Annotated in this window: 21 protein-coding genes and 1 pseudogene; 21 read left to right on the top strand and 1 reads right to left on the bottom strand. The window is 67.3% G+C overall.

Going from position 1 to position 20,856, the window contains the following annotated elements; all coding sequences use genetic code 11:
* Positions 1–102 precede the first annotated feature (102 nt).
* From IWC96_RS11525 to IWC96_RS11505, 5 genes are all read left to right on the top strand, one after another.
* Entirely contained in the window at positions 103–1,071 is a 969-nt protein-coding gene (locus IWC96_RS11525; protein ID WP_196838972.1) for a HipA domain-containing protein, read from the top strand.
* Between the two features lie 185 nt (positions 1,072–1,256).
* Entirely contained in the window at positions 1,257–1,814 is a 558-nt protein-coding gene (locus tag IWC96_RS16240; protein ID WP_370541139.1) for an HIRAN domain-containing protein, read from the top strand.
* Positions 1,815–1,935: 121 nt separating this feature from the next.
* On the top strand, positions 1,936–3,129 hold the full coding sequence (locus IWC96_RS11515) for a serine hydrolase domain-containing protein (RefSeq protein WP_196838970.1): 1,194 nt from the start codon (positions 1,936–1,938) through the stop codon (positions 3,127–3,129).
* Positions 3,130–3,342: 213 nt separating this feature from the next.
* Positions 3,343–3,954, top strand: coding sequence for a flavodoxin family protein (locus IWC96_RS11510; RefSeq protein ID WP_196838969.1), 612 nt, complete (start codon positions 3,343–3,345; stop codon positions 3,952–3,954).
* A gap of 37 nt (positions 3,955–3,991) precedes the next feature.
* Positions 3,992–4,468, top strand: a complete 477-nt coding sequence (locus IWC96_RS11505; RefSeq protein WP_231379018.1) for a nuclear transport factor 2 family protein — start codon at positions 3,992–3,994, stop codon at positions 4,466–4,468.
* Between the two features lie 39 nt (positions 4,469–4,507).
* Here IWC96_RS11505 and IWC96_RS11500 read toward each other — a convergent pair whose 3' ends face one another.
* Positions 4,508–5,482, bottom strand: coding sequence for a sodium-dependent bicarbonate transport family permease (locus IWC96_RS11500; protein WP_196838968.1), 975 nt, complete (start codon positions 5,480–5,482; stop codon positions 4,508–4,510).
* A 95-nt stretch (positions 5,483–5,577) separates the two neighbouring features.
* Here IWC96_RS11500 and IWC96_RS11495 point away from each other — a divergent pair, with 95 nt between their 5' ends.
* From IWC96_RS11495 to IWC96_RS11420, 16 genes and pseudogenes are all read left to right on the top strand, one after another.
* Positions 5,578–6,447, top strand: coding sequence for a LysR substrate-binding domain-containing protein (locus tag IWC96_RS11495; RefSeq protein WP_196838967.1), 870 nt, complete (start codon positions 5,578–5,580; stop codon positions 6,445–6,447).
* A 210-nt stretch (positions 6,448–6,657) separates the two neighbouring features.
* Positions 6,658–6,843 (top strand): YdcH family protein, encoded by a 186-nt coding sequence (locus IWC96_RS11490; RefSeq protein ID WP_196838966.1) that lies wholly within the window; start codon positions 6,658–6,660, stop codon positions 6,841–6,843.
* 244 nt (positions 6,844–7,087) lie between these two features.
* Complete coding sequence (locus IWC96_RS11485) at positions 7,088–7,273, top strand: hypothetical protein (RefSeq protein WP_196838965.1); 186 nt, start codon at positions 7,088–7,090, stop codon at positions 7,271–7,273.
* A 24-nt stretch (positions 7,274–7,297) separates the two neighbouring features.
* Positions 7,298–7,894: a carbonic anhydrase gene (locus IWC96_RS11480; protein ID WP_196838964.1), complete on the top strand. Its 597-nt coding sequence runs from the start codon at positions 7,298–7,300 to the stop codon at positions 7,892–7,894.
* Between the two features lie 439 nt (positions 7,895–8,333).
* Positions 8,334–8,744 (top strand): hypothetical protein, encoded by a 411-nt coding sequence (locus IWC96_RS11475; RefSeq protein WP_196838963.1) that lies wholly within the window; start codon positions 8,334–8,336, stop codon positions 8,742–8,744.
* 110 nt (positions 8,745–8,854) lie between these two features.
* The gene (locus IWC96_RS11470; protein ID WP_196838962.1) at positions 8,855–9,838 is read left to right on the top strand and encodes a calcium/sodium antiporter; all 984 of its coding nucleotides are present in this window, start codon (positions 8,855–8,857) and stop codon (positions 9,836–9,838) included.
* 204 nt (positions 9,839–10,042) lie between these two features.
* Positions 10,043–10,840, top strand: a pseudogene (rpsB, locus tag IWC96_RS11465) (30S ribosomal protein S2); the annotation flags it as partial.
* A gap of 423 nt (positions 10,841–11,263) precedes the next feature.
* Positions 11,264–12,199, top strand: a complete 936-nt coding sequence (gene tsf / locus IWC96_RS11460; RefSeq protein WP_196838960.1) for a translation elongation factor Ts — start codon at positions 11,264–11,266, stop codon at positions 12,197–12,199.
* A 141-nt stretch (positions 12,200–12,340) separates the two neighbouring features.
* Entirely contained in the window at positions 12,341–13,087 is a 747-nt protein-coding gene (gene pyrH, locus IWC96_RS11455) for a UMP kinase (RefSeq protein WP_196838959.1), read from the top strand.
* 25 nt (positions 13,088–13,112) lie between these two features.
* A complete protein-coding gene (gene frr / locus IWC96_RS11450; protein WP_196838958.1) occupies positions 13,113–13,670 on the top strand; it encodes a ribosome recycling factor in 558 nt (185 codons plus the stop codon).
* Positions 13,671–13,703: 33 nt separating this feature from the next.
* A complete protein-coding gene (gene uppS, locus IWC96_RS11445) occupies positions 13,704–14,489 on the top strand; it encodes a polyprenyl diphosphate synthase (protein WP_196838957.1) in 786 nt (261 codons plus the stop codon).
* Positions 14,489–15,304, top strand: coding sequence for a phosphatidate cytidylyltransferase (locus IWC96_RS11440; protein ID WP_196838956.1), 816 nt, complete (start codon positions 14,489–14,491; stop codon positions 15,302–15,304). Before uppS ends, IWC96_RS11440 begins: the two co-directional genes overlap by 1 nt.
* Positions 15,304–16,500 (top strand): 1-deoxy-D-xylulose-5-phosphate reductoisomerase, encoded by a 1,197-nt coding sequence (gene dxr / locus IWC96_RS11435; RefSeq protein ID WP_196838955.1) that lies wholly within the window; start codon positions 15,304–15,306, stop codon positions 16,498–16,500. The genes IWC96_RS11440 and dxr overlap by 1 nt, the downstream gene beginning before the upstream one ends.
* A gap of 65 nt (positions 16,501–16,565) precedes the next feature.
* Positions 16,566–17,783 carry an RIP metalloprotease gene (locus IWC96_RS11430; RefSeq protein WP_196838954.1) on the top strand — a complete coding sequence of 406 codons (1,218 nt, stop codon included), beginning with the start codon at positions 16,566–16,568 and terminating at the stop codon, positions 17,781–17,783.
* 29 nt (positions 17,784–17,812) lie between these two features.
* Positions 17,813–20,248 carry an outer membrane protein assembly factor BamA gene (bamA, locus tag IWC96_RS11425; protein WP_196838953.1) on the top strand — a complete coding sequence of 812 codons (2,436 nt, stop codon included), beginning with the start codon at positions 17,813–17,815 and terminating at the stop codon, positions 20,246–20,248.
* Between the two features lie 9 nt (positions 20,249–20,257).
* A complete protein-coding gene (locus IWC96_RS11420; RefSeq protein ID WP_196838952.1) occupies positions 20,258–20,833 on the top strand; it encodes an OmpH family outer membrane protein in 576 nt (191 codons plus the stop codon).
* Positions 20,834–20,856: the final 23 nt, after the last annotated feature.

Here is a 20,856-nt window from a genome sequence, read left to right as displayed (position 1 = left end):
GGATGCATCTGTGTCCGCTAAGGGGTGACGATCCGAGCGCCGATGCCGTTTCGGCGCTCGGATCGTCACCCCTTAGCGGACACAGATGCATCCAAAAGGAACTTGGCGCAGGATATCGAGATGCCAACTGCTCCGCGAATCGTTCAGCATCCTCAGGACGTAGTTGATCTGCGAGATTGGGCGCTAGAGGACAACCCGTTCGGCCTGCAGGGCAATCAGCCCAAGCGCATATTCATCTGCCCAGATCCACCGCCCCACAATTTTCTCATCGGCGGTCATCGATATCTATTCAAAGAGCCGGCTGGGTGGCGCTCCAAGCAGATATGGAGCGAAGTCATAGCTTATGAGCTTTCGCGCGATTTGTTGATCCCGGTCCCGCCAGCATTCTTGGCTTTGGGGCCGGGGAACGGCGCGCCTGGAGTGTTGATTGAGTTCATGTACGACCATCCGGGTGACGAACCGAGCCGGTATGTCGACGCGATCGAACTTCTTCAGGGTGCCGGATTCCAGACCAACGAGAGGCGAGGCAGCCTACTGGACAACATCAGCTTGTCGCGATCGCTGGCGGTACCGCGAGCTAGGGAGTGGTGGGCTCGGACAATCGCGTTCGACGCTGTTATTGGCAACACTGATCGCCACTCTCGAAACTGGGGCACCCTCGTCACGCTCCGTCCCAACGCTGCGCACTACCGGCTAGCGCCAGCCTTCGATAATGGAACTAGCCTCGGGTACGGGATCACTGAAGCTAAACTGCTGTCGAAAACGCAACCGGAAGAGATTGCGAAGCTGGTCGCTGGGGGATGCCATCACTATGGATGGCTTGCGGGCGATAGGGCCACCGCACAGCATGCAGCCCTCTGCGCGGAAATGAAGCGGCGCGTCAGAGGCGGCATCGGTGATGCGATGGACGCAGCGCAAGATTTGTCGGATCATCGAATCGAGGCAATCGCGCAGTGGTGTACGACGTTCCCGTTTCCAGATCCCTTTTCGGACGCGCGAGCGGACTTCGTGATTGCGCAACTGAAAGCGAGGCGGACCGCTTTGCAGGCGGCGTTGAGGAATGTGCCGTGAAAGTTTGGTTCCAAAATCCAGCAGAGCCAACCCAGCTCGTTCTTGCGTGGCAAGCACCTGATGGAGTCGAAGATCGTCGACGGTGGCAAGTCGGCCAAGTTGAGCGCGGTGCCGACGGAGTCCAGTTTCGTTATTTTCAGGGGCCTGAATTCGAAGCCGCGAACGCTGGGCGATCCGTAGAAGATATGCGCCGTCAAGGCTTTGTATCGTTTCCTGCGTTCGAGTACGCGCCGGGTAAGGTCTTCACAGACAGGGTTATGGAGACTTTCGAACGAAGGCTCCCCCCACAGTCGCGATCGGACTTTGCGAGATACCTCGAATATTTCTCCATCTGCCCCAGTGAAGCACCGTCTGGGCTTACCCTATTTGCGCTGACTGAGGCTCGCCTTCCAAGCGACGGCTTCTCGTTAGTCGACCCGCTAGACCCGGACCTAACCGCTGGCGAAGTGCCGTTTGAAATCGCAGGCTTCCGACACGAGGCGAAGACCGTCGTTCCTAAGGTTGGACAGGCGCTGCGTTTAGTCCCCGAGCCAACTAACGAGCACGATGAAAACGCCATCCAAGTGTTCCTTGGAAAAGATCGGATAGGCTACGTGAACCGCATTCAAGCTCCCGTAGTTGGAGAGTGGCTGACTACGCGCGACCTGGAGTGTGTCGTCTTGCGATTTAATGGTCGCCCAAACGCGCCGCGCGCTTACGCCCTCCTCCGATTGGCGCCGCGCTTGAGTACGCTTGCAGCCTAATCGCGGCCAACGCAGCCCGCCTTGCCGCTCATCCGGTATTTGGGCATGCCACCGCCTCCCATCACTGCCCAACTAAGCGTAACGTGTCCCCGACTCTCCCCCCCTTTGTATGGATGCGTGCGTGACCAGAGTTCTGATTTCCGGGTTGGTGCTGCTGTCCCTTTCCCTCTCCGCCTGTGAGCGGCAGGGGCGGGTGGATGAGGCGGAGGCGGCGGTTCCCATCGCCCTGGCGCGGGCCGAGCCGGTGGTGGTGGATCAGCTGCCGCAGCTGTCGGCGCGGATCGACGGGCTGCAGGTGACGGGCGGGTTCAGCGGGGCGGTGCTGGTGGCGCGGGGCGACGAGGTGCTGTTCCGCAAGGTTTACGGGACGGCCAGCCATGAGCGGGACGAGGCCATGGCGCTGGACACGAAATTCCGCATCGCCTCGGTGTCGAAACAGTTCACGGCGGCGGCGATCCTGCGGCTGCAGGACCAAGGGGTGCTGAGCGTGGACGATCCGGTGTGCCGGTGGATCCAGCCGTGCCCGGAGGCCTGGGCGCCGGTGCGCATCCACCATCTGCTGAGCCACACCTCGGGCATTCCGGACCTGATGCAGCGGCCGGGCTGGGGCGAGATGCGCACGACGCACCAGACGCCCGCGCAGCTGACGGCGGCGTCGGCGGAGTTTGGCCTCAGCTTCGAGCCGGGCAGCCGCATCCGCTATTCCAACGCGGGCTACAACCTGGCCGGGGCGATCATCGAGGCGGCGACGGGGCAGGATTATCACGCGTACCTGCGCACGGAATTCTTTGAGCCGCTGGGCATGGACGACACCGGGTTCGATGACGGCTCGGTGGAGACGGCCATGGGCTATGCGTGGCTGGCGGGCGGGCGGACGCCGCAGCCGGAGTCCAATGCGTCGATCGTCTATGCGGCGGGCGGGCTGTATTCGACGGCGGACGACCTGCTGGCCTGGAACCGGGCGCTGCACGGGGGGCGGCTGTTGTCGGCGGAGAGCTATCGGGTGATGACCAGCCCGCACAATCCGCCGGGGGATGAAGGCCCGCCGGGACGGCCGCCGCGGGGCTGGGGATACGGGCTGTTCATGGCCGACCTGGGCGCGCGCATGGAGCCGGGGTTCCTGGCCGGGCAAATCTATCACACCGGCAGCTGGGCCGGGTTCCGGGCGCTGACCACCTATCATCCGGCGCAGGATGTGACGGTGGTGGCGCTGTCGAACTATTACCACCAGAGGGATGCGCTGTTCGTGATCACCCAGCAGGCCATCGCCGAGGTGATCGGGGCGCCGCTGCCGGACCGGATCGCGCCGAACTGAGCCTTCGTGCACCAACACCGCTCATCCCCGCGAACGCGGGGACCCAGTCCTGTCCAGCTTGACGCCGGCGCTTCAGGACCGGCGAGCGGTGCGTGATCCTGATCCGCTGCAACACCCAAAGCACTGGGTCCCCGCGTTCGCGGGGATGAGCGGAGATCGGGGGAACGGTCGGGACCGGGCGGGGTTGGTGTGGGGACCCTGAAAGGAGATCCCATGCGCGCCCTGATCCTGAACTGCACCCTGAAGGCCTCGCCGAAGTCGTCCAGCACGGAGGCCTTTGCGAAGGTTCTGGAAGGCCAGCTGAAGGCCGAGGGCTGCGGGGTGGAGATGCTGCGGCTGGTGGATATGAACATCATGCCGGGGGTGACCTCGGACGAGGGCGAGGGCGACGATTGGCCCCGGGTGCACGACCGGATCATGGCGGCGGACATCGTGGTCATGGCCACGCCCACCTGGATGGGGCAGGCGTCCAGCGTGTGCCAGCGGGCGCTGGAGCGCATGGACGGGATGCTGTCGGAGAGCGACGACACGGGCTGGCCCGCCGCCTTCGGCAAGGTGGGCGGGGTGATCATCACCGGCAATGAGGACGGGGCGCACCACATCGTGGGGACGACGTGTCAGGCCCTGATCGACATCGGCTTCACCATTCCGGGGCACAGCTGGGCCTACTGGCACCTGGGGCCGGGACCGGGGCCGGACTATACGGAGACCGACGAGGGGCACGACTACGCCGACCGGGTGGCGCGCAACGCCGCGCGCAATCTGGCGGGGCTGGCGAAGGTGCTGAAACCCGAGACCTATCCGGTTCCCGAAAGCGGGGAATGAGGGCACAAGGGGCGGTCTGTTTCGCGAAGGAGCCGCCATGCGCAGCCTGATCATCCCCGCCGCCGTTCTGATGATCGCCGGGCCTGTCGGGGCGCAGACGCCGGAGGATGAGGTCGGGGCGGTGCTGGACCGGCTGCACGGGGCGGCCAGCGCGGCGGACGGGGCGGCCTATTTCGACCTGTACACGCCGGATGCGCGGTTCATCGGCACGGATGCGGAAGAGCGGTGGAGCCTTGAGGAATTCCGGGCCTATGCGGAGCCGCACTTCTCGGCGGGGCGGGGCTGGACCTATGAGGCGACGGCGCGGACGGTGACGATCGCGGACATCGACTGCCGCTGCGTGGCCTGGTTCGACGAGGTGCTGGCGCATGCGTCCTATGGCGTGCTGCGGGGGTCGGGGGCGCTGCGGCTGACGGACGACGGCTGGAAGGTCGAGCAGTATGTGCTGAGCTTCGCCGTGCCCAATGACGACGCCGAGGCGGTGGTCGGGGTGATCCGGGGCGGGGCGGAGTAGGGGAGCGCACGCCCTGGGCGATGCCTGGGGTGTCCCATGTCACGCCGACAGCCAGACCGCCGCGGCGGTGTAGAGGGCGATGCCCACGGTGAGGTTGAACGGGAAGGTGATCGCCAGGGATGCGGTCACGAACACGCCGGGGTCGGCCTTGGGGGCCGCAAGCCGCATGGCCGCAGGCACCGCGATGTAGGACGCCGAACCGGCGAGTATGGTGAGGAGCGCGGCGTTGCCGGCGGTCAGCCCGGCCAGCTGCGCCGCCCCCAGCGCCACGGCGGCGGACAGCAGGGGGAAACCCAGGGCGAAGGCGACGACGCCCGGCGACAGCTTGCGGCCGCCCTCCATCAGACGGCGGGCGGCGATCAGGCCGATGTCGAGCAGGAAGATGCACAGGGCGCCCTGGAACAGGGGCCCGACGAAGACGTCCAGGCGCGCCATGCCGGGCTCGCCCGAGATCAGGCCGACGAGGAAGCTGCCCAGCAGCATCACGGTGGCCGCGCCGACGAACACCTCTCTCAGGATGGTCCGGCGACGCCCCGGCTCGCCGCGGGCGGCGCCGTTCAGGAGGATCAGGGCGGTGAGGATGGCCGGGGTCTCCATGAGGGCCAGCACCGCCGCCATGTAGCCGCCGTAGGGCAGGCCGAGCGTCTCCAGATGCTGCTGCCCCGCCGCGAAGGTGACCACCGACACCGAGCCATAGGTGGCCGCCAGGGCGCAGAGGGTGGGACGATCCAGCCTGGTGGTCCGCTTCAGGATGATGAAGGCGAGCAGCGGCATCAGGGCGCTGAGGCCGATGCCGACGGCGGCGGCGGCCAGAAAGTCCCCGTTCAGGCCGGCGAGGCGCGCCTCCACGCCGCCTTTGAAGCCGATGCACAGCATCAGATAGAGCGACAGCGCCTTGGCGACCGGCTCGGGGATGGCCAGGTCCGAGCGCGCGAAGGCGGCCGCCGCGCCGATGAAGAAGAACAGGATCGCCGGGGAGGTGAGAAGCGCGAGGCTGGTGGAGAGGTCGGGCATGAAACCGGTTCCGTTGAGGGTGCGCCCGAGTGGCCTCGACCGCACCCGCGATCCAGTTTATTGATGTGATAAAGGTCATAAGGGATGTAAATGAGATGGCGGAGCGCGTGGTCAATCTGGACGTCGACCTGCTACGCGCTTTCGTGACTGTGGTTGAGACCGGCAGCTTTACGCGCGCCGCCGCCCTGCTCGGCCGCACCCAGCCGGCGGTCAGCCTGCAGATCCGCCGGCTTGAGGATCAGCTGCGGTCGCCGCTTCTGGATCGGAAAGGCAAGGGCGTCGGGCTGACCACGGAGGGGGCCGCCTTGCTCCCGCAGGCCCGCAGATTGCTGCGGCTCAATGACGAGATCGTATCGACCCTGGGCGACGGCGACCTCGAGGGAGAGGTCCGGTTCGGCGCGCCCGAGGACATCGCCACCATGCACCTGCCCGGGATTCTCGGCGCGTTCGCCCGCAGCCATCCGCGCATCAAGCTTTCGGTGACCTGCGATTACACCGCAAACCTGCTGGACCAGATGTCACGCGGCATGCTCGATCTGGCGTTGATAAAGCGTGAGCCCGTGGGGCCTGAGCTGGGCGTGCGGGTCTGGAGGGAGCCCCTGGTCTGGGTGGCCCTGGACGCCTCGATCGTCGAGGCCTCGCCTCTGCCGCTGATCATCGCGCCGGCCCCGGACATCTACCGCAAGCGGGCCTTGAGCGCCCTGGCCGGGGCGGGCGTCGCCTTCCGCGCTTCCTTCACCTCGCCGAGCCTCGCCGGTCAGATGGCGGCCCTGCGCGCCGGCCTCGGCGTCGGCGTGCTCCCCGCCGCCATGGCGCCGCGCGATCTGACTGTGCTGGGGAGCCCTCTTCCCGCCCTGACGGACAGCGAGATCGCCCTGGTGTCGGCCCGGGGCGCGGCCGGGCCCGCCGCCCTTCTCGCCCAGGAAGTCCTGCGCTCGCTGGAGCGAGGCCCGGGGAGCGCATGACGGCGGCTTATGGGTCGCATCATGGCTTCTGATTGGAAAATCCAGCGCGTTGCAGACACTGTGTCAGAGCGGCCCGGGCCCCTCTGACGATCACAGCGATCGTGATGTCGGACCGCATCGGGTGAGCTCGATGAAGGGTCCGGCGGTTCCTGCCCATCGAACACGACGGCTTCGGCTTCGAGCGCTCCCAATCAGAGAAGGAGAGGCTCAATGTCTACAGTGTTGGCGCGCCGGCTGCAGGGATTTCACACCTTGCTGGAGATGGCGCTGCGAGACGAACGGTCGCGCCCCAGCCCCGACGACCGCACCGTCGCGCGCATCAAGAAGAAGAAGCTGGCCGTCAAGGACCAGCTTGCCGTCTTTGACGCGCATCCGACGTCGTCTGCGTCGCGCTGACGCCCGAAGGGTCGGCGGGTCGCACCCGCCCGCCGACCCGATGGGTCCGCCCCACCGACTGTGATCGCAGCACAAGCGGCGATCCGAAGAGAGGCCCCATGCATAGAGTCAGCAGACCTCGACGGGTTCGCCTGACGGCGCCCCACAATGATCTCGGGATCCCCGTGACAGATGCAATCCCCGTGCGCAGTGCGCCCGGTCCGCAAACCGGCGAAAATCCGCTCCGTAGACGGGGGACCTGGTCATGAGGGTCGCCCCCGCAGCCCGCGTCAACGCCCAGGCCCTGGCGGTTCATCTGGCGCAGATGACCTCTCGGGTCGCCGGGCACCAGAGCTCGCCCACGTCGCGGCCTGTCGAGGCCCCCGCCGCCATCGTTGACGACACCGCCGCGCGCCGCCCGAGCCGGCACACCTTCGACATCCGTGTCTGAACACAGCATCCCGCAGAGCGCGCCATGACCCAGGACCCGAGCGACCCCCTGATGGCGGGCTACCGGCGCTTTCGCGCCACGGTGTGGCCGACACAGGCCCACCGATACGCCCGGCTCGGCCGACGGCGTCAGCAGCCGGCTACGGCTGTCATTGCTTGCTCCGACGCCCGGATCGATCCGCAGACCATCTTCGACGCCGGGCCCGGCGAGCTTTTCGTCATCCGCAATGTGGCCGGACTGGTTCCGGAATACACCCCTGACGGCGGCTGTCACGGCACAAGCGCGGCGCTTGAGTACGCCGTGAAGATTCTGAAGGTCAGACGCATCGTCCTGCTGGGGCATGCCCACTGCGACGGCATTCACGCCATGATCCACGGACCGGTGCGAAACGCCCCCGACTTTCTCGCTCCATGGGTGGACATCGCCGAGCCCGTGATGTGGCCCATGCCGGAGCAAGGCGCCGGACAGTCGTTCGAGGCGGCCATCGAGATCGCCGTGCTCCGTCAGTCGCTGGCCAATCTGAGAACCTTCCCCTGGATCCGCGACGCCGAAAAATCCGGTCGATTGTCGCTGGCGGCCTGGAAGTTCAATATCGCCGACGGTCAACTGACGACGGTCTAGGCAGATTCATTGCCGGTCATAATCGCCCGGATAAGCATAACTCATTGGCCCGCAGCGAGGGCGACACCCAATGTCAGTGCGCGGCCCGGGCCCCTCTGACGATCATGGTGATCGTGATGTCGGACCGCATCGGGGTGTGCTCGATGCCGGGGTCCTTTCCATCCAGAATTCCCCGGTCACGGCAGAGAGCGCATCCTTTCGGAGGAGAGGCGCAATGGCGACCGGGTCGACTCGCCGGGTCAGGCGATACAGCGTTGTCATGGCCCTGGGCCTGATGACCGCATTCACATTTCTGGCGAGACGGCTGCGATCGGTCCATTCCTGGACGCGCCCCCCTCGCTGATCCTCCACCTCCCGATCGCTCCAGCAGCCCGGCTGCCTGGCCATCAGGTCACAGCCGCGTCCCGCCCCACAGGAATTTCAGTCGATGACCCCCATAATGCGCTCCATTGTGGCCGCGATGATTGCACCGTCAGGTTTCGTTCTGGCCGCGTGCGAGCCGATCGACACGTCGGCCTTGCGCGACATTGAAGCGGCGGCGGAAGGTGTGCGGGCCTCGGCGGAAGACCTGAATTCCCGCGCTTCCGAAATACAGGCCGCGATGGACGATCCTGTGGGCGCACTGCGCACGGCGACACTGGGAGCGACCTTCACAAGGACGCCGACCGCAGAGGCGAACCTGTTCGTGCTGACCGACCTGCAGACCGGTTGCCAATGGCTCGCCACCTACGGCGAAGGCGACGAGGCCGTGAGCCTTGCGCCGCGCACGGAACCGGATGGACAGGGCGCCCGGCAACGCTGCATATCCATCGAGACGGCAGGCCTCGCGGCTGGAGAAGGGTTGCAATGACGCCGCTGCGACGACAGTATCGAAGCGCCCACCCGAGGGTTCCAGACCGCCAGGAACAGTCAAGCTGTCAGACCTGGGCGCCGGTTTCATCAGCAACGTTCAGATAAGCCGTGCCTGTCGACATTCTTTTCCTGTTGCTTGGCCTCGTCCTGCTCATCGCGGGCGGGGATCTCCTGGTCCGCGGCGCCGTCCGGATCGCCGAAAGACTGCGCCTGTCGCCGATGTTGATCGGCCTGACAGTTGTGGGCATGGGCACATCCACACCGGAGCTGGCCGCAAGCCTTCAAGCCAGCCTGGCCGGATCCCCGGGCATTGCGCTCGGCAATATCGTCGGCTCCAACATCGCCAACACCCTGCTCATCCTCGGGGTGGCGGCCCTGATCGCGCCCATCGCGGTAAACGCCCGCACCCTCTGGCGCGACGGCGGTCTCGGCATCCTCGCCGCCCTGGCGCTGCTGGCTGCGGGCGCGACAGTGGGGCTGTCGCGCGGGGCGGGCCTCGGGTTTCTGGCCATCATGGTCGGGTACATCTACTACGCCTATCGGCAGGAGCGCGTGGGCGCGCCTCACAGCGCCGCCTACGATCGCGAGGTGGCCATGGAGGAGATCGACCCGGCCCTGGTTCCGCACGATCGGCCAGAGGGTCGGCTGCCGGTCGCACTTCTGCTCTTTGCCGTCGGTCTGGCCCTGATCGTCGGAGGCGGCAGCCTTCTGGTGAACGCCGCCGTCGGCATCGCCGGACAGCTGGGGGTCAGCGACACCGTCATCGGCCTCACCGTCGTGGCGGTCGGCACGTCCCTGCCGGAACTGGTCACCTCCGCGGCGGCGGCCTGGCGCAGGCAGGGAGACATCGCCCTGGGCAATGTGCTGGGGTCGAACATCTACAATATCCTGTTCATCGGCGGCTTGACCGGGGCCATCGCCCCGACCGGCGTTCCGGCCAGCATCATGGCCTTCGACCTCTGGGTGCTGCTGGCCGTGTCGGTTGTCGTGATGCTGTTCGCCTTCTCCGGCGGTCGTCTGAGCAGGAAGGAGGGCTTCGTCCTCGTCGCGGCCTATGTCGCCTACGCCGCCTACACCGCCGGACTGATTTGAAAATCCGGGGCCGAGGCCGGAATCCAGCTCGCACTCCCTCCGCCCGATCCCCTTGCTTTTCCGGGGCCAGCACCCTAAATGCCCCCGCACTTCGCACGTGGGCGTGGCGCGTTCCGGGGAGACATCCCGGTTTGCTCCGTTCCGAGGACCATCCGGTCTTTAACCGTCCACGCAAGGTTCGATCGGAAAAAGGACAAAACGATCATGGCTCTGCCTGACTTCTCCATGCGCACCCTGCTTGAAGCCGGCGCGCACTTCGGCCACCAGACGCACCGGTGGAACCCGAAGATGGAACGCTACATCTTCGGCTCGCGCTCCAACATCCACATCATCGATCTGTCGCAGTCCATGCCGCTGATGCACCAGGCCCTGCTGGCCGTGCGCGACGTGGCGGCCAAGGGCGGCCGCGTGCTGTTCGTGGGCACCAAGCGTCAGGCGTCGGATCCGGTGGCCCAGGCCGCCAAGCGCTGCGCGCAATACTACATGAACAACCGCTGGCTGGGCGGCACCCTGACCAACTGGCGCACCGTGTCGGGCTCCATCGCCCGCCTGCGCGAGCTGGACGGCATTCTTGAAGGCGGCGGCGAAGGCCGCAACAAGAAGGAGCTGCTGACCCTGCAGCGCGAGCGCGACAAGCTGGAGCTGTCCCTGGGCGGCATCAAGGACATGGGCGGCGTGCCGGACATCATGTTCGTGATCGACACCAACAAGGAAGCGATCGCGATCCTGGAAGCCCGCAAGCTGAACATCCCGATCATCGCGATCCTGGACACCAACTGCGATCCCGACGGCATCACCTATCCGATCCCGGGCAATGACGACGCCGCCCGCGCCATCCAGACCTACTGCGACCTGATCGCGGACGCGGTGCTGGACGGCCTGGCCACCGGCGCCGCCGCCTCGGGCGTCGACCTGGGCGCGATGGAGAACCCGGTGGAGCCCGCCCTGGCCAAGAAGGCCCCCGCCGCCAAGGAAGAGGCCGCCCCGGCCGGAACCGAAGGCGTCGCCGCCGAGATGGAAGCCAAGGCTGAAGAGCCCAAGGCCGAACCCAAGGCCGAAGAAGCCAAGGCTGAGGAGCCCAAGGCTGAAGAGGCTCCGGCCGTGGCCGATGAGGCCGCCAAGGCGGCGACTTCGGACGCCAACGACGCCGTCGAGACCGAGAAAGCCTCGGTCTGAGCCTCATGACTCCGCTCATCCCCGCGAAAGCGGGGACCCAGCGCTTTGGGTGTCGCAGCGGAGCGTGAAGAGCACCCGCCCCAGTCCTGAAACACCGGCGTCACGCTGGACAGGACTGGGTCCCCGCTTTCGCGGGGATGAGCGGAAAAGATGACCCATCGACGCCTGATGCGGCGGTGGAACGAGAAACTGACATACGGTCGGGGTAACGCCCGGCCGTTCCCGCATACGAAATTCAGGAGAGAGACCATGGCCGAGATCACTGCCGCCCTCGTGAAGGAGCTTCGCGAAAAGTCCGGCGCGGGCATGATGGATTGCAAGAAGGCGCTGGTTGAGAACAACGGCGACGTGGAAGCCGCCATGGACTGGCTGCGCACCAAGGGCCTGTCCAAGGCCGCCAAGAAGTCCGACCGCGTCGCGGCCGAGGGCCTGGTGGCCGTCGCCAGCCGTGAAGACGGCAAGGGCGAGACCGCCGCGGTCATCGAGTTCAACGCCGAGACCGACTTCGTGGCCCGCAACGAGCTGTTCCAGAACGCCGCCAAGGGCTTCGCCGAAGCCGCGCTGGACGCCGAGGGCGTCGAGGGCGTCAACGCCGCGACCCTGTCCGGCGGCAAGACCGTGCAGGACGAGGTGACCAACCTGATCGCCACCATCGGCGAGAACATGCAAGTGCGCCGCGTGGCCCGTCACACGGTCTCCGAAGGCGTGGTCGCGTCCTATGTGCACAACGCCGTGGCCCCCTCGCTGGGCCGCATCGGCGTGCTGGTGGCGCTGGAAGGCGCCGCGGACAAGGCCGCCCTGCGCGACCTGGGCCGCAAGATCGGCATGCACATCGCCGCCACCGCGCCCCTGTCGCTGAACACCGACGACCTGGACCCGGCGGCCATCGAGCGCGAGCGCGCGGTGCTGACCGAGAAGGCCAGGGAAGACGGCCGTCCGGACAACATGATCGCAAAGATCGTGGAAGGCCAGATCGCCAAGTTCCAGAAGGAAGTGGTGCTGTCCAAGCAGCCCTTCGTCATGAACCCGGACCAGACCATCGAGCAGCTGGTGGCGGACTCGGGCAAGGCGTTCGGCGCCGAGCTGAAGCTGGTGGGCTTCACCCGCATGGCCCTGGGCGAAGGCGTCGAGAAGGCGGCCGAGCCCGACTTCGCCGCCGAAGTCGCGAGCATGACGGGCGGCTGAGTGTGTCGGGGGTCGGGGCGTCCGCGCCCTGCACCCCAACCCTGACCCAACTAAAAGGGGCGCGTCGGCTTTAAGGTCGGCGCGCCCTTCGTCTAGTATGCGCCCGCCGATTCCGGCGCCCCGACCCGAGAGAGCATCGCCATGAGCCCGACCCGCGCCGATCCGAAATACAAGCGCGTGCTGGTCAAGGTGTCGGGCGAGGTGCTGATGGGGGACAAGGGCTACGGTCTGGACATCAAGACCGTGGACGCCATCGCCGCCGAGATCGCCGAGGTGGCGCGGACCGGGGTGCAGCTGTGCCTGGTGATCGGCGGCGGCAACATCTTCCGCGGCCTGTCGGGCGCGGCCAGCGGCATGGAGCGCGCCAGCGCCGACTACATGGGCATGCTGGCCACGGTGATGAACGCCCTGGCCATGCAGAACGCCCTCGAGCGGCTGGACGTGGACACCCGCGTGCAGTCGGCGATCCAGATGGACACCATCTGCGAACCCTATATCCGCCGCCGGGCCCTGCGCCATCTGGAGAAGGGGCGGGTGGTGATCTTCGCCGCGGGGGTGGGCGCGCCGTTCTTCACCACGGACTCGGGGGCCGCCCTGCGCGCCGCCGAGATGGGCTGTGACGCCCTGCTGAAGGGCACCAGCGTGGACGGGGTCTATACGGCCGATCCCAAGAAGGATTCTTCGGCCACGCGCTATGACACCCTGACCTATCACGACGTGCTGGCCAGGGACCTGCGGGTCATGGACGCCTCGGCCATCGCCCTGATGCGCGACAACGGCATCCCCATCGTGGTCTTCTCGATCCGCGAACACGGCGCCCTGAAGGCTGTGCTCGAGGGCAGGGGAGTCTATACGGTCATCAGCGACAACCCGGCGAACGGGGCCTGAGGTCAAAGGAAACACGGACAAGAGCATGAGCAAACCCGATCTCGCATCCTATCGAAACCGCATGGACAAGGCGGTCGCCGCCCTGAAGGAAGAGTTCAGCGGCCTGCGCACCGGCCGGGCCAACTCCGGCCTGCTGGATCCGGTGCAGGTGGAGGCCTACGGCTCGGTGTCGCCGCTGAACGCGGTGGCGGCCATCAGCGTGCCGGAACCGCGCATGATCACGGTCAATGTCTGGGACAAGGGCATGGTGGTCTCGGTCGAGAAGGCCATCCGCGCCGCCGGCCTGGGCCTGAACCCCATCGTCGACGGCCAGACCCTGCGCATCCCGATCCCGCCCCTGACCGAGGAGCGGCGCAAGGACCTGGTCAAGCTGGCGGGCAAGTACGCCGAGCAGCAGAAGATCGCCGTGCGCAACGTGCGCCGCGACGCCAACGACGACCTGAAGAAGGCCGAGAAGGCGGGCGACGTCAGCCAGGACGAGCAGAAGAAGATGGAGGCCGAGGTCCAGAAGGACACGGACGCCGCCATCAAGCGCATCGACGAGACGCTGAAGACCAAGGAAGCGGAGATCATGCAGGTCTGAGGCGGTTTGACCGCCCGGCCCGGCACACAGGGAATGGCTGACGACATGCGCGCGATGGATGCGCCCACCGACGGCCCTTCCGATCCGGGGCCCCGGCACGTGGCGATCATCATGGACGGCAACGGCCGCTGGGCCGCCGCCAGGGGACTGCCGCGCGCGGCTGGCCACAAGGAAGGCGTGGCCGCCCTGAAGCGCACCGTGCGCGGCTGCGCCGGGCTGGGCGTGCGCTGCCTGACCGTGTTCGGGTTCTCGACCGAGAACTGGCGCCGTCCGGCCGACGAGGTCTCGGACCTGATGGGGCTGGTGCGGTCCTATGTGGCCAGCGACCTGACGGGGCTGGCGAAGGAGGGCGTGCGCATCCGGGTGCTGGGCCGCCGGGAGGGCCTGCCGCCCGACATCGCCGCCATCGTCCGGAAGGCCGAGCGGGACACCGCGCACAATGACCGCTTCCTGCTGCAGGTGGCGTTCAACTACGGCGGCCAGGCCGACATCGTGGACGCGGCGCGGCGGCATGCCGAGCGGGTGCTGGCGGGCGAGGCTCCGGTGGACATCAGCGAGGCGGATTTCGGGGAGCTGCTGTCGACCGCCGGGGCACCGCCGCTGGATCTGATCGTGCGGACCTCGGGCGAGGTGCGGCTGTCGAACTTCCTGCTGTGGGAGGCGGCCTACGCCGAACTGGTTTTTCAGGACATCCTGTGGCCCGACTATGGGCCTGAGGCGTTGAAGGCGGCGATTGACGAGTATCAGGCGCGGGAGCGCCGCTTCGGCGGACGTCCCGCCCAGACGGCGATTACCGCCCAGACGGCGAAGGCGAACTGATGGCGTTTCGGGCGAAAGACATCGGATTGCGGGCGGCCTCGGCCCTGGTGCTGGCGCCCGCCGCCATTCTGGCCACCTGGGGCGGGGGCTGGTGGTTCGCCGCCCTGATCGCCGCCGCCTGCGTCCTGCTGGCCCGCGAGTGGGCCCTGATGAGCGCGCGCGGCGCGCAGCGGCTGGTGTGGGGCGCGGTGGCCGCCGCCCTGGTGGCGGTGGTGCTGATCGCCCATGTGGGCCATGTGCCGGCGGCCCTGATCACCCTGGTGTTCGGCGCGGGACTGGCGGGCGCGTTCGCGCGGCGGCTGGGCCAGCAGGGGCTGGATGCCGCTTACGGGGTTCTGTACCTGGGCTGGCCCGCGATCCTGTTCATCTGGCTGAGGGGACAGCCCGAGGGGCTGGGCTGGACCGTGCTGCTGTTCATGACGGCCTGGTCGGCGGACGTGCTGGCCTATCTGGTCGGCACCCTGCTGAAGGGGCCGCGGCTGTGGCCCCGGTTTTCACCCAACAAGACCTGGTCCGGCTTCATCGGCGGCCTGATCGGCGGCCTGGCCGCGGGCGCGCTGGTGACGGCGTCACCGTGGCCGGATCTGGGGACGCTGAGCGTGGCCTGGGGCGCGGTGCTGGGTCTGGCGGGCGCCATCGCCACCATGGCGGGCGACCTGTGGGAGTCGGCGTTGAAGCGGCGTTACGGCGTCAAGGACGCGGGCGACCTGATCCCCGGCCACGGCGGCCTGATGGACCGGGTCGACGGACTGATGTTCGCGGTGGTGGTGATCGCCGCGGGATTTGTCCTGCTGCAATGGATAGGCGTGGCCTGATGATCCGTCGCCGCGTGACCATCCTGGGCGCCACCGGATCGGTGGGGCGTTCGACCCTGGACCTGATGGATCAGGCCGAGCAGGCGGGCAGCGGCGCGTTCGAGGTGGAGGTCCTGACCGGGGCGGGCAACATCGCCCTGCTGGCGGAACAGGCGCGACGCTGGCGGCCCCGGCTGGTGGTGACGGCCGAGGCGGAGCGGCTGGATGACCTGAAAGCGGCCGTGGCCGGGCTGGATGTGGCCGTGACGGCCGGGCCCGAGGCGGTGGTGGAGGCGGCGACGCGGCCCGTGGACTGGGTCATGGCGGCCATCGTGGGCGCGGCCGGGCTGCGCTCCGCCTGGGCGGCGGCGGGGACCGGGGCGACCCTGGCCCTGGCCAACAAGGAGAGCCTGGTCAGCTGCGGACCGGCCCTGATGTCGCGGGTGCGACAGGCGGGCGGGCGGCTGATCCCCGTGGATTCCGAGCATTCGGCCATTTTTCAGGTGTTTCCCGCCGATGCGCCCGAGCGGGTGGCGCGGGTGGTGCTGACGGCCTCGGGCGGGCCGTTCCGGTCGCTGTCCCGCGCGGAGATGGCGCGGGTGACGCCGGAACAGGCCGTGGCCCATCCCAACTGGAGCATGGGGGCCAAGATCTCGGTGGACAGCGCCACCATGGCCAACAAGGGCCTGGAGATGATCGAGGCGGCCTATCTGTTCGGGCTGGAGGCGGGGCGCATCGACGTGGTGGTGCATCCGGAATCCATCATCCACAGCCTGGTGGAGATGATCGACGGCTCGACCCTGGCGCAGATGGGGCCGCCGGACATGAAGACGCCCATCGCCTGCGCCCTGGCCTGGCCGGACCGAATCGCCTGGCCCGCGCCGCGGCTGGATCTGGCGGCGCTGGGGGCGCTGACCTTCGAGGCGCCCGATGAGACGCGGTTTCCGGCCCTGGCGCTGGCGCGGCAGGCGCTGGAGGCGGGCGGGGCGGCGCCGGCGGTGTTCAACGCCGCAAACGAGGTGGGCGCGCGCGCTTTCCTTGACCGCAAGCTGGGCTTTCTCAATATTGCCGCAGTCGTGGCCGAAACCATGGAGCGACTGGCGCGAGCCGACGAGGCCGCCGACGCTCCGGATGCATGCGATGCCGCTCTGCGCATCGACGCCCTGGCGCGACGGACGGCCCAGCGGATCGTGGCCGATCACGCCCAGGCGGCGTGACCAAGTGTGCGTAAAGAGGGGGAGTCGTCGAATCCCTCGACGGCTTTAGGGAGACGCTTCGCTTCATGTTGGATTTCATCGGCCAGGCGCTGATCTATGTCGTGCCGTTCCTGCTGGTGCTGACGCTGGTGGTGACCATCCACGAGCTGGGGCACTTCTGGGTGGCGCGGGCCTTCGGCGTGAAGGTGGACCGGTTCTCCATCGGCTTCGGCAAGGGCGTGCTCAGCCGCACCGACAAGCACGGCATCGAGTGGCGGCTGGGCTGGATCCCCCTGGGCGGCTATGTGAAATTCTCGGGCGATATAGATGCGTCCAGCGTGCCGGACGCGCGGGGGCTGGACGCCATGCGCGACGAGATCACGGCGACCCGCGGGGCCGGGGCCGAGAAAGACTACTTCCATTTCAAGCCGGTGTGGCAGCGGGCCCTGATCGTGGCGGCGGGTCCGTTCGCCAATTTCGTGCTGGCCATCACCATCTTCGCGTTTCTGTTCAGTCTGATCGGCGTGGAGGTGCGGCCGCCCCGCATCGCGGGCGTGGCGCCGGAGAGCGCGGCCGAGGCGGCGGGCTTCCAGACCGGCGACCTGATCCTGCGCATCAACGGCCGGGCGGTGGAGGATGACGCCACGGTGCGCCGCATGGTGGCGCTGAGCGCCGACGATTCGATGGATTTCGTGGTGCTGCGCGGCGAGACCGAGGTGGCGCTGACGGCCACGCCAGAGCGAATCGAGCGGTCGGACCCCATCGCCGGTCCGGTGCGGATGGGCGTTCTGGGCGTCGAACTGCAGCCCCTGGCCGGCGAACGGCGTCATGTGCGCTATCCGCCCCACGAGGCCGTCTGGCAGGGGGTCAAGGAGACGGGTTCCGTGCTCGAGACGACCGTGACCTATCTGGGGCGCATCATCACGGGGCGGGAATCAGGGGACCAGCTCAGCGGGCCCCTGGGCATCGCCAAGGCCTCGGGCGCCCTGACCAACGCCGCGGCCGACGTCGAGGCGTCCGCCGGAATTCGCCTTGCGAACGTATCCCTGACCCTAATCAGCTTCGCCGCCATACTTTCGATCGGAATTGGCTTTCTAAACCTGTTGCCGATACCGGTTCTGGACGGCGGGCACCTGCTGTTCTACGGCTACGAGGCCGTGGCCCGGCGTCCGCTGGGCGCCGGTGTCCAGGAGATGGGGTATCGCATTGGTCTTGTATTGCTGGTCGGATTAATGTTGTTCGCCACCTGGAACGACCTGCGCAAGCTCAGTCTCTTTCAATTCCTCGGCGGGCTCTCTTCATGAGCAATCGCCGCTCGCCGATGGTTTTCTCCATGATTCAACGACGCCCTGAAGCTTTCCGCACCCATGGCCGCGCCAGCGTTCTGGCGTTGATCATCGCCGCGGGGCTGGGGGGACCGGCCCTGGCGCAGGACGCCGCCGCGCAGCCGGCGCCCGCCGCCGACGAAGTCCAGCTGCCGCAAGCGGAGCAGCCCCCGGTCGTCCAGCAAGCCCAGAGCGGCGTGGCCAACCGGATCCTGGTCCAGGGCAATCAGCGGATCGACCAGACCACGATCCTGTCCTACCTGCCGATCCAGCCGGGCGACACGGTGGAGCCGGTGGTGCTGGATGTGGCGGTCCGCACCCTTTACCGCACCAACCTGTTCGCCGACGTGCAGATGGCGCTCGACGGCACGGACCTGATCATCCAGGTGGTCGAGAACCCCGTGATCAACCAGGTGGTGTTCGAGGGCAACAGCGCCGTCAGTGAGGAGAAGCTGCGTGAGGAGGTCACCATCCGGCCCCGCGGCATCTACACCCCCGCCCGGGTGCAGGAGGACGTGCAGAGCATCGTCGAGCTGTACCGTCTGTCGGGCCGCATCTCGGCCACGGTGACCCCCAAGCTGATCCAGCTGGAGCAGAACCGCGTCGATCTGGTGTTCGAGATCGACGAGGGCGTGTCCACGGGCGTGCGCGGCATCAATTTCCTGGGCAACCGTGCGTTCTCGGACAGCGACCTGCGCGGCGTGATGATCACCAAGACCTCGCGCTGGTGGCGGCTGTTCTCCAGCAACGACAACTACGACCCCAACCGCCTGGACTATGACCAGGAGCAGCTGCGCAGCTTCTACACCAACCGGGGCTATTACGATTTCCGCGTGGTGTCGGCGATCGCCGAACTGTCGCCCAGCCAGGATGACTTCCTGGTCACCCTGACGGTGGACGAGGGCGAGCAGTACAATTTCGGCGACATCACCGTCGAAACCCAGAGCGAACGCCTGAACGCGGAGTTCCTGCGCCGTCTGCTGCCCCTGCAGGAAGGCGATCTGTACGAAAGCGACCGCATCGAGCAATCGGTGGACGCCCTGACCTTCGCGGCGGGGTCGGCCGGCTACGCCTTCGTGGACATCCGTCCCACCTATCAGGCCAATCCCGAGACCCGCACGGTGGACGTGACCTTCAACGTCCGCGAGGGCGAGCGGGTCTATGTCGAGCGCATCGACGTGGTGGGCAACACCCGCACCATCGACCCGGTCATCCGGCGCGAGCTGCTGCTGGTGGAAGGCGACGCCTTCAACCGGACCCTGGTGGAGCGTTCGCGCAACAATCTGCGCGCCCTGGGCTTCTTCGAGGACGTCGAGATCACCGAGGTGCGCGGCAGCGAGCCGGACCGCAGCGTGGTGACGGTCCAGGTGACCGAACAGCCCACCGGCGAACTGTCGGTCGGCGCCGGCTTCAGCTCGGTGGACTCCTTCATCATCAATCTGGGCATCACGGAGCGGAACTTCCGCGGCCGGGGACAGAATGTGGTGGCGCGCCTCGAATGGGGTTCGATCCGTCAGCAGATCGACTTCCGCTTCACCGAGCCCAAATTCCTGGGCCGTGACGTGCGCGCCGGCTGGGACCTGTATCACTCGCGCTACGACTACAGCGAGTTCTCGTCCTACAGCTACGCCTCGACCGGCGGGGGCTTCCGGCTTTCCTGGCCCATCAACGGCTACACCCTGCTGTCGACCCGCTACTCCCTGCGGGCCGACGATGTGACCGTGCCGGGCAATTTCTGCACCGGCGGTGCGGGCTCGCGGGCCCTGTGCGAACAGATCGGGGAGTCCATCAACTCGTCGATCGGCTACACCCTGCTGGTGGATCGCCGCAACGACCCGATCCGCCCCACGCGCGGCTGGACCGGCACCCTGCGTCAGGACTTCGCCGGCGTCGGCGGCGATGTGAACTATGTGCGCAGCGAACTGGACGCGGCCTGGTATCACGGCTTCAGCCCCGAGTGGGTCGTGACCGTGCAGGGCTCGACCGGTTATGTGGCGGGCTGGAGCGGCGACGCCATCCGGATCAACGACCGCTTCTTCAAGGGCGGCAACAGCTTCCGGGGCTTCGAGACCGCGGGCATCGGACCGCGCGACCTGGCCCAGGGGACCAGCAGCCGGGGCAACGCCCTGGGCGGCAATTTCTACGCCATCGGCACGGTCGAGCTGACGGTTCCCAACTATCTGCCGGAGGAATACGGCATCCGCACCTCCCTGTTCGTGGACGTCGGCACGCTGGGGATCCTGGATGACCGCTACAAGTTGCTCGCCGACGGCACCCTCGATACGCAGATCGTCGATGAGTTGGCGCTGCGCGCTTCGGCGGGTCTCAGTGTCCACTGGCGCTCGCCCATGGGGCCGATCCGCCTCGATTTCAGCCAGGTCCTCGCCGAAGAGGACTACGACGTTACGGAAACTTTCCGTTTCTCAACCTCGACCCAGTTCTAAAGGTTCAAAATGAAACGTCTTCTTCTCACCGCCGTCGCGGGCGTCATCGCGCTCTCGGCCCAGGCCGCCGCCGCCCAGACCCAGCTTCAGAACCCGGGTCCCGCCATTCCGGGCATGTGCGTCTATCACAACGAACGCCTGCTGGCGCAGTCGTCGGCCGGTCAGTCCCTGGCCCAGGGCATGCAGCGCCTGATCCAGGAAGTTCAGGGTGAACTGGCGCCTTACGGCACCTCCATCCAGAGCGACGCCACGGCCATCCAGCAACTGCCGGAAGACCAGCAGGGTCCGCGCGTCCAGGCCCTGCAACAGCGCATCCAGGAAGCCCAGCAGCTGGAGCAGACCCGCGACACCGAGCTGCGCTACACCCGCGCCCAGCAGATCAACGCCATCGCCACCGCCGTGGACCCGATCATCGTCGCCGTCTATCAGGAGCGCGGCTGCGGCATGCTGGTGGATCGGGAAAGCGTCTATGTGATGAACCCGGCCATGGACATCACCGACACGGTGATCGAGCGCCTGAACAGCGCCCTGCCGTCGCTGAGCTTCACGCGCCAGTCGCCGCCGCCGCAACAGCAGCAGCAGTAAGTCGCGGGGCGGGTTGATCCGGC

Source organism: Brevundimonas sp. BAL450 (assembly GCF_015767455.1).
Classification (GTDB): Bacteria; Pseudomonadota; Alphaproteobacteria; order Caulobacterales; family Caulobacteraceae; genus Brevundimonas; species Brevundimonas abyssalis.
The sequence above is the reverse complement of the archived record's forward strand: the minus strand, read 5'-3'. Positions and strand labels throughout refer to the sequence as shown.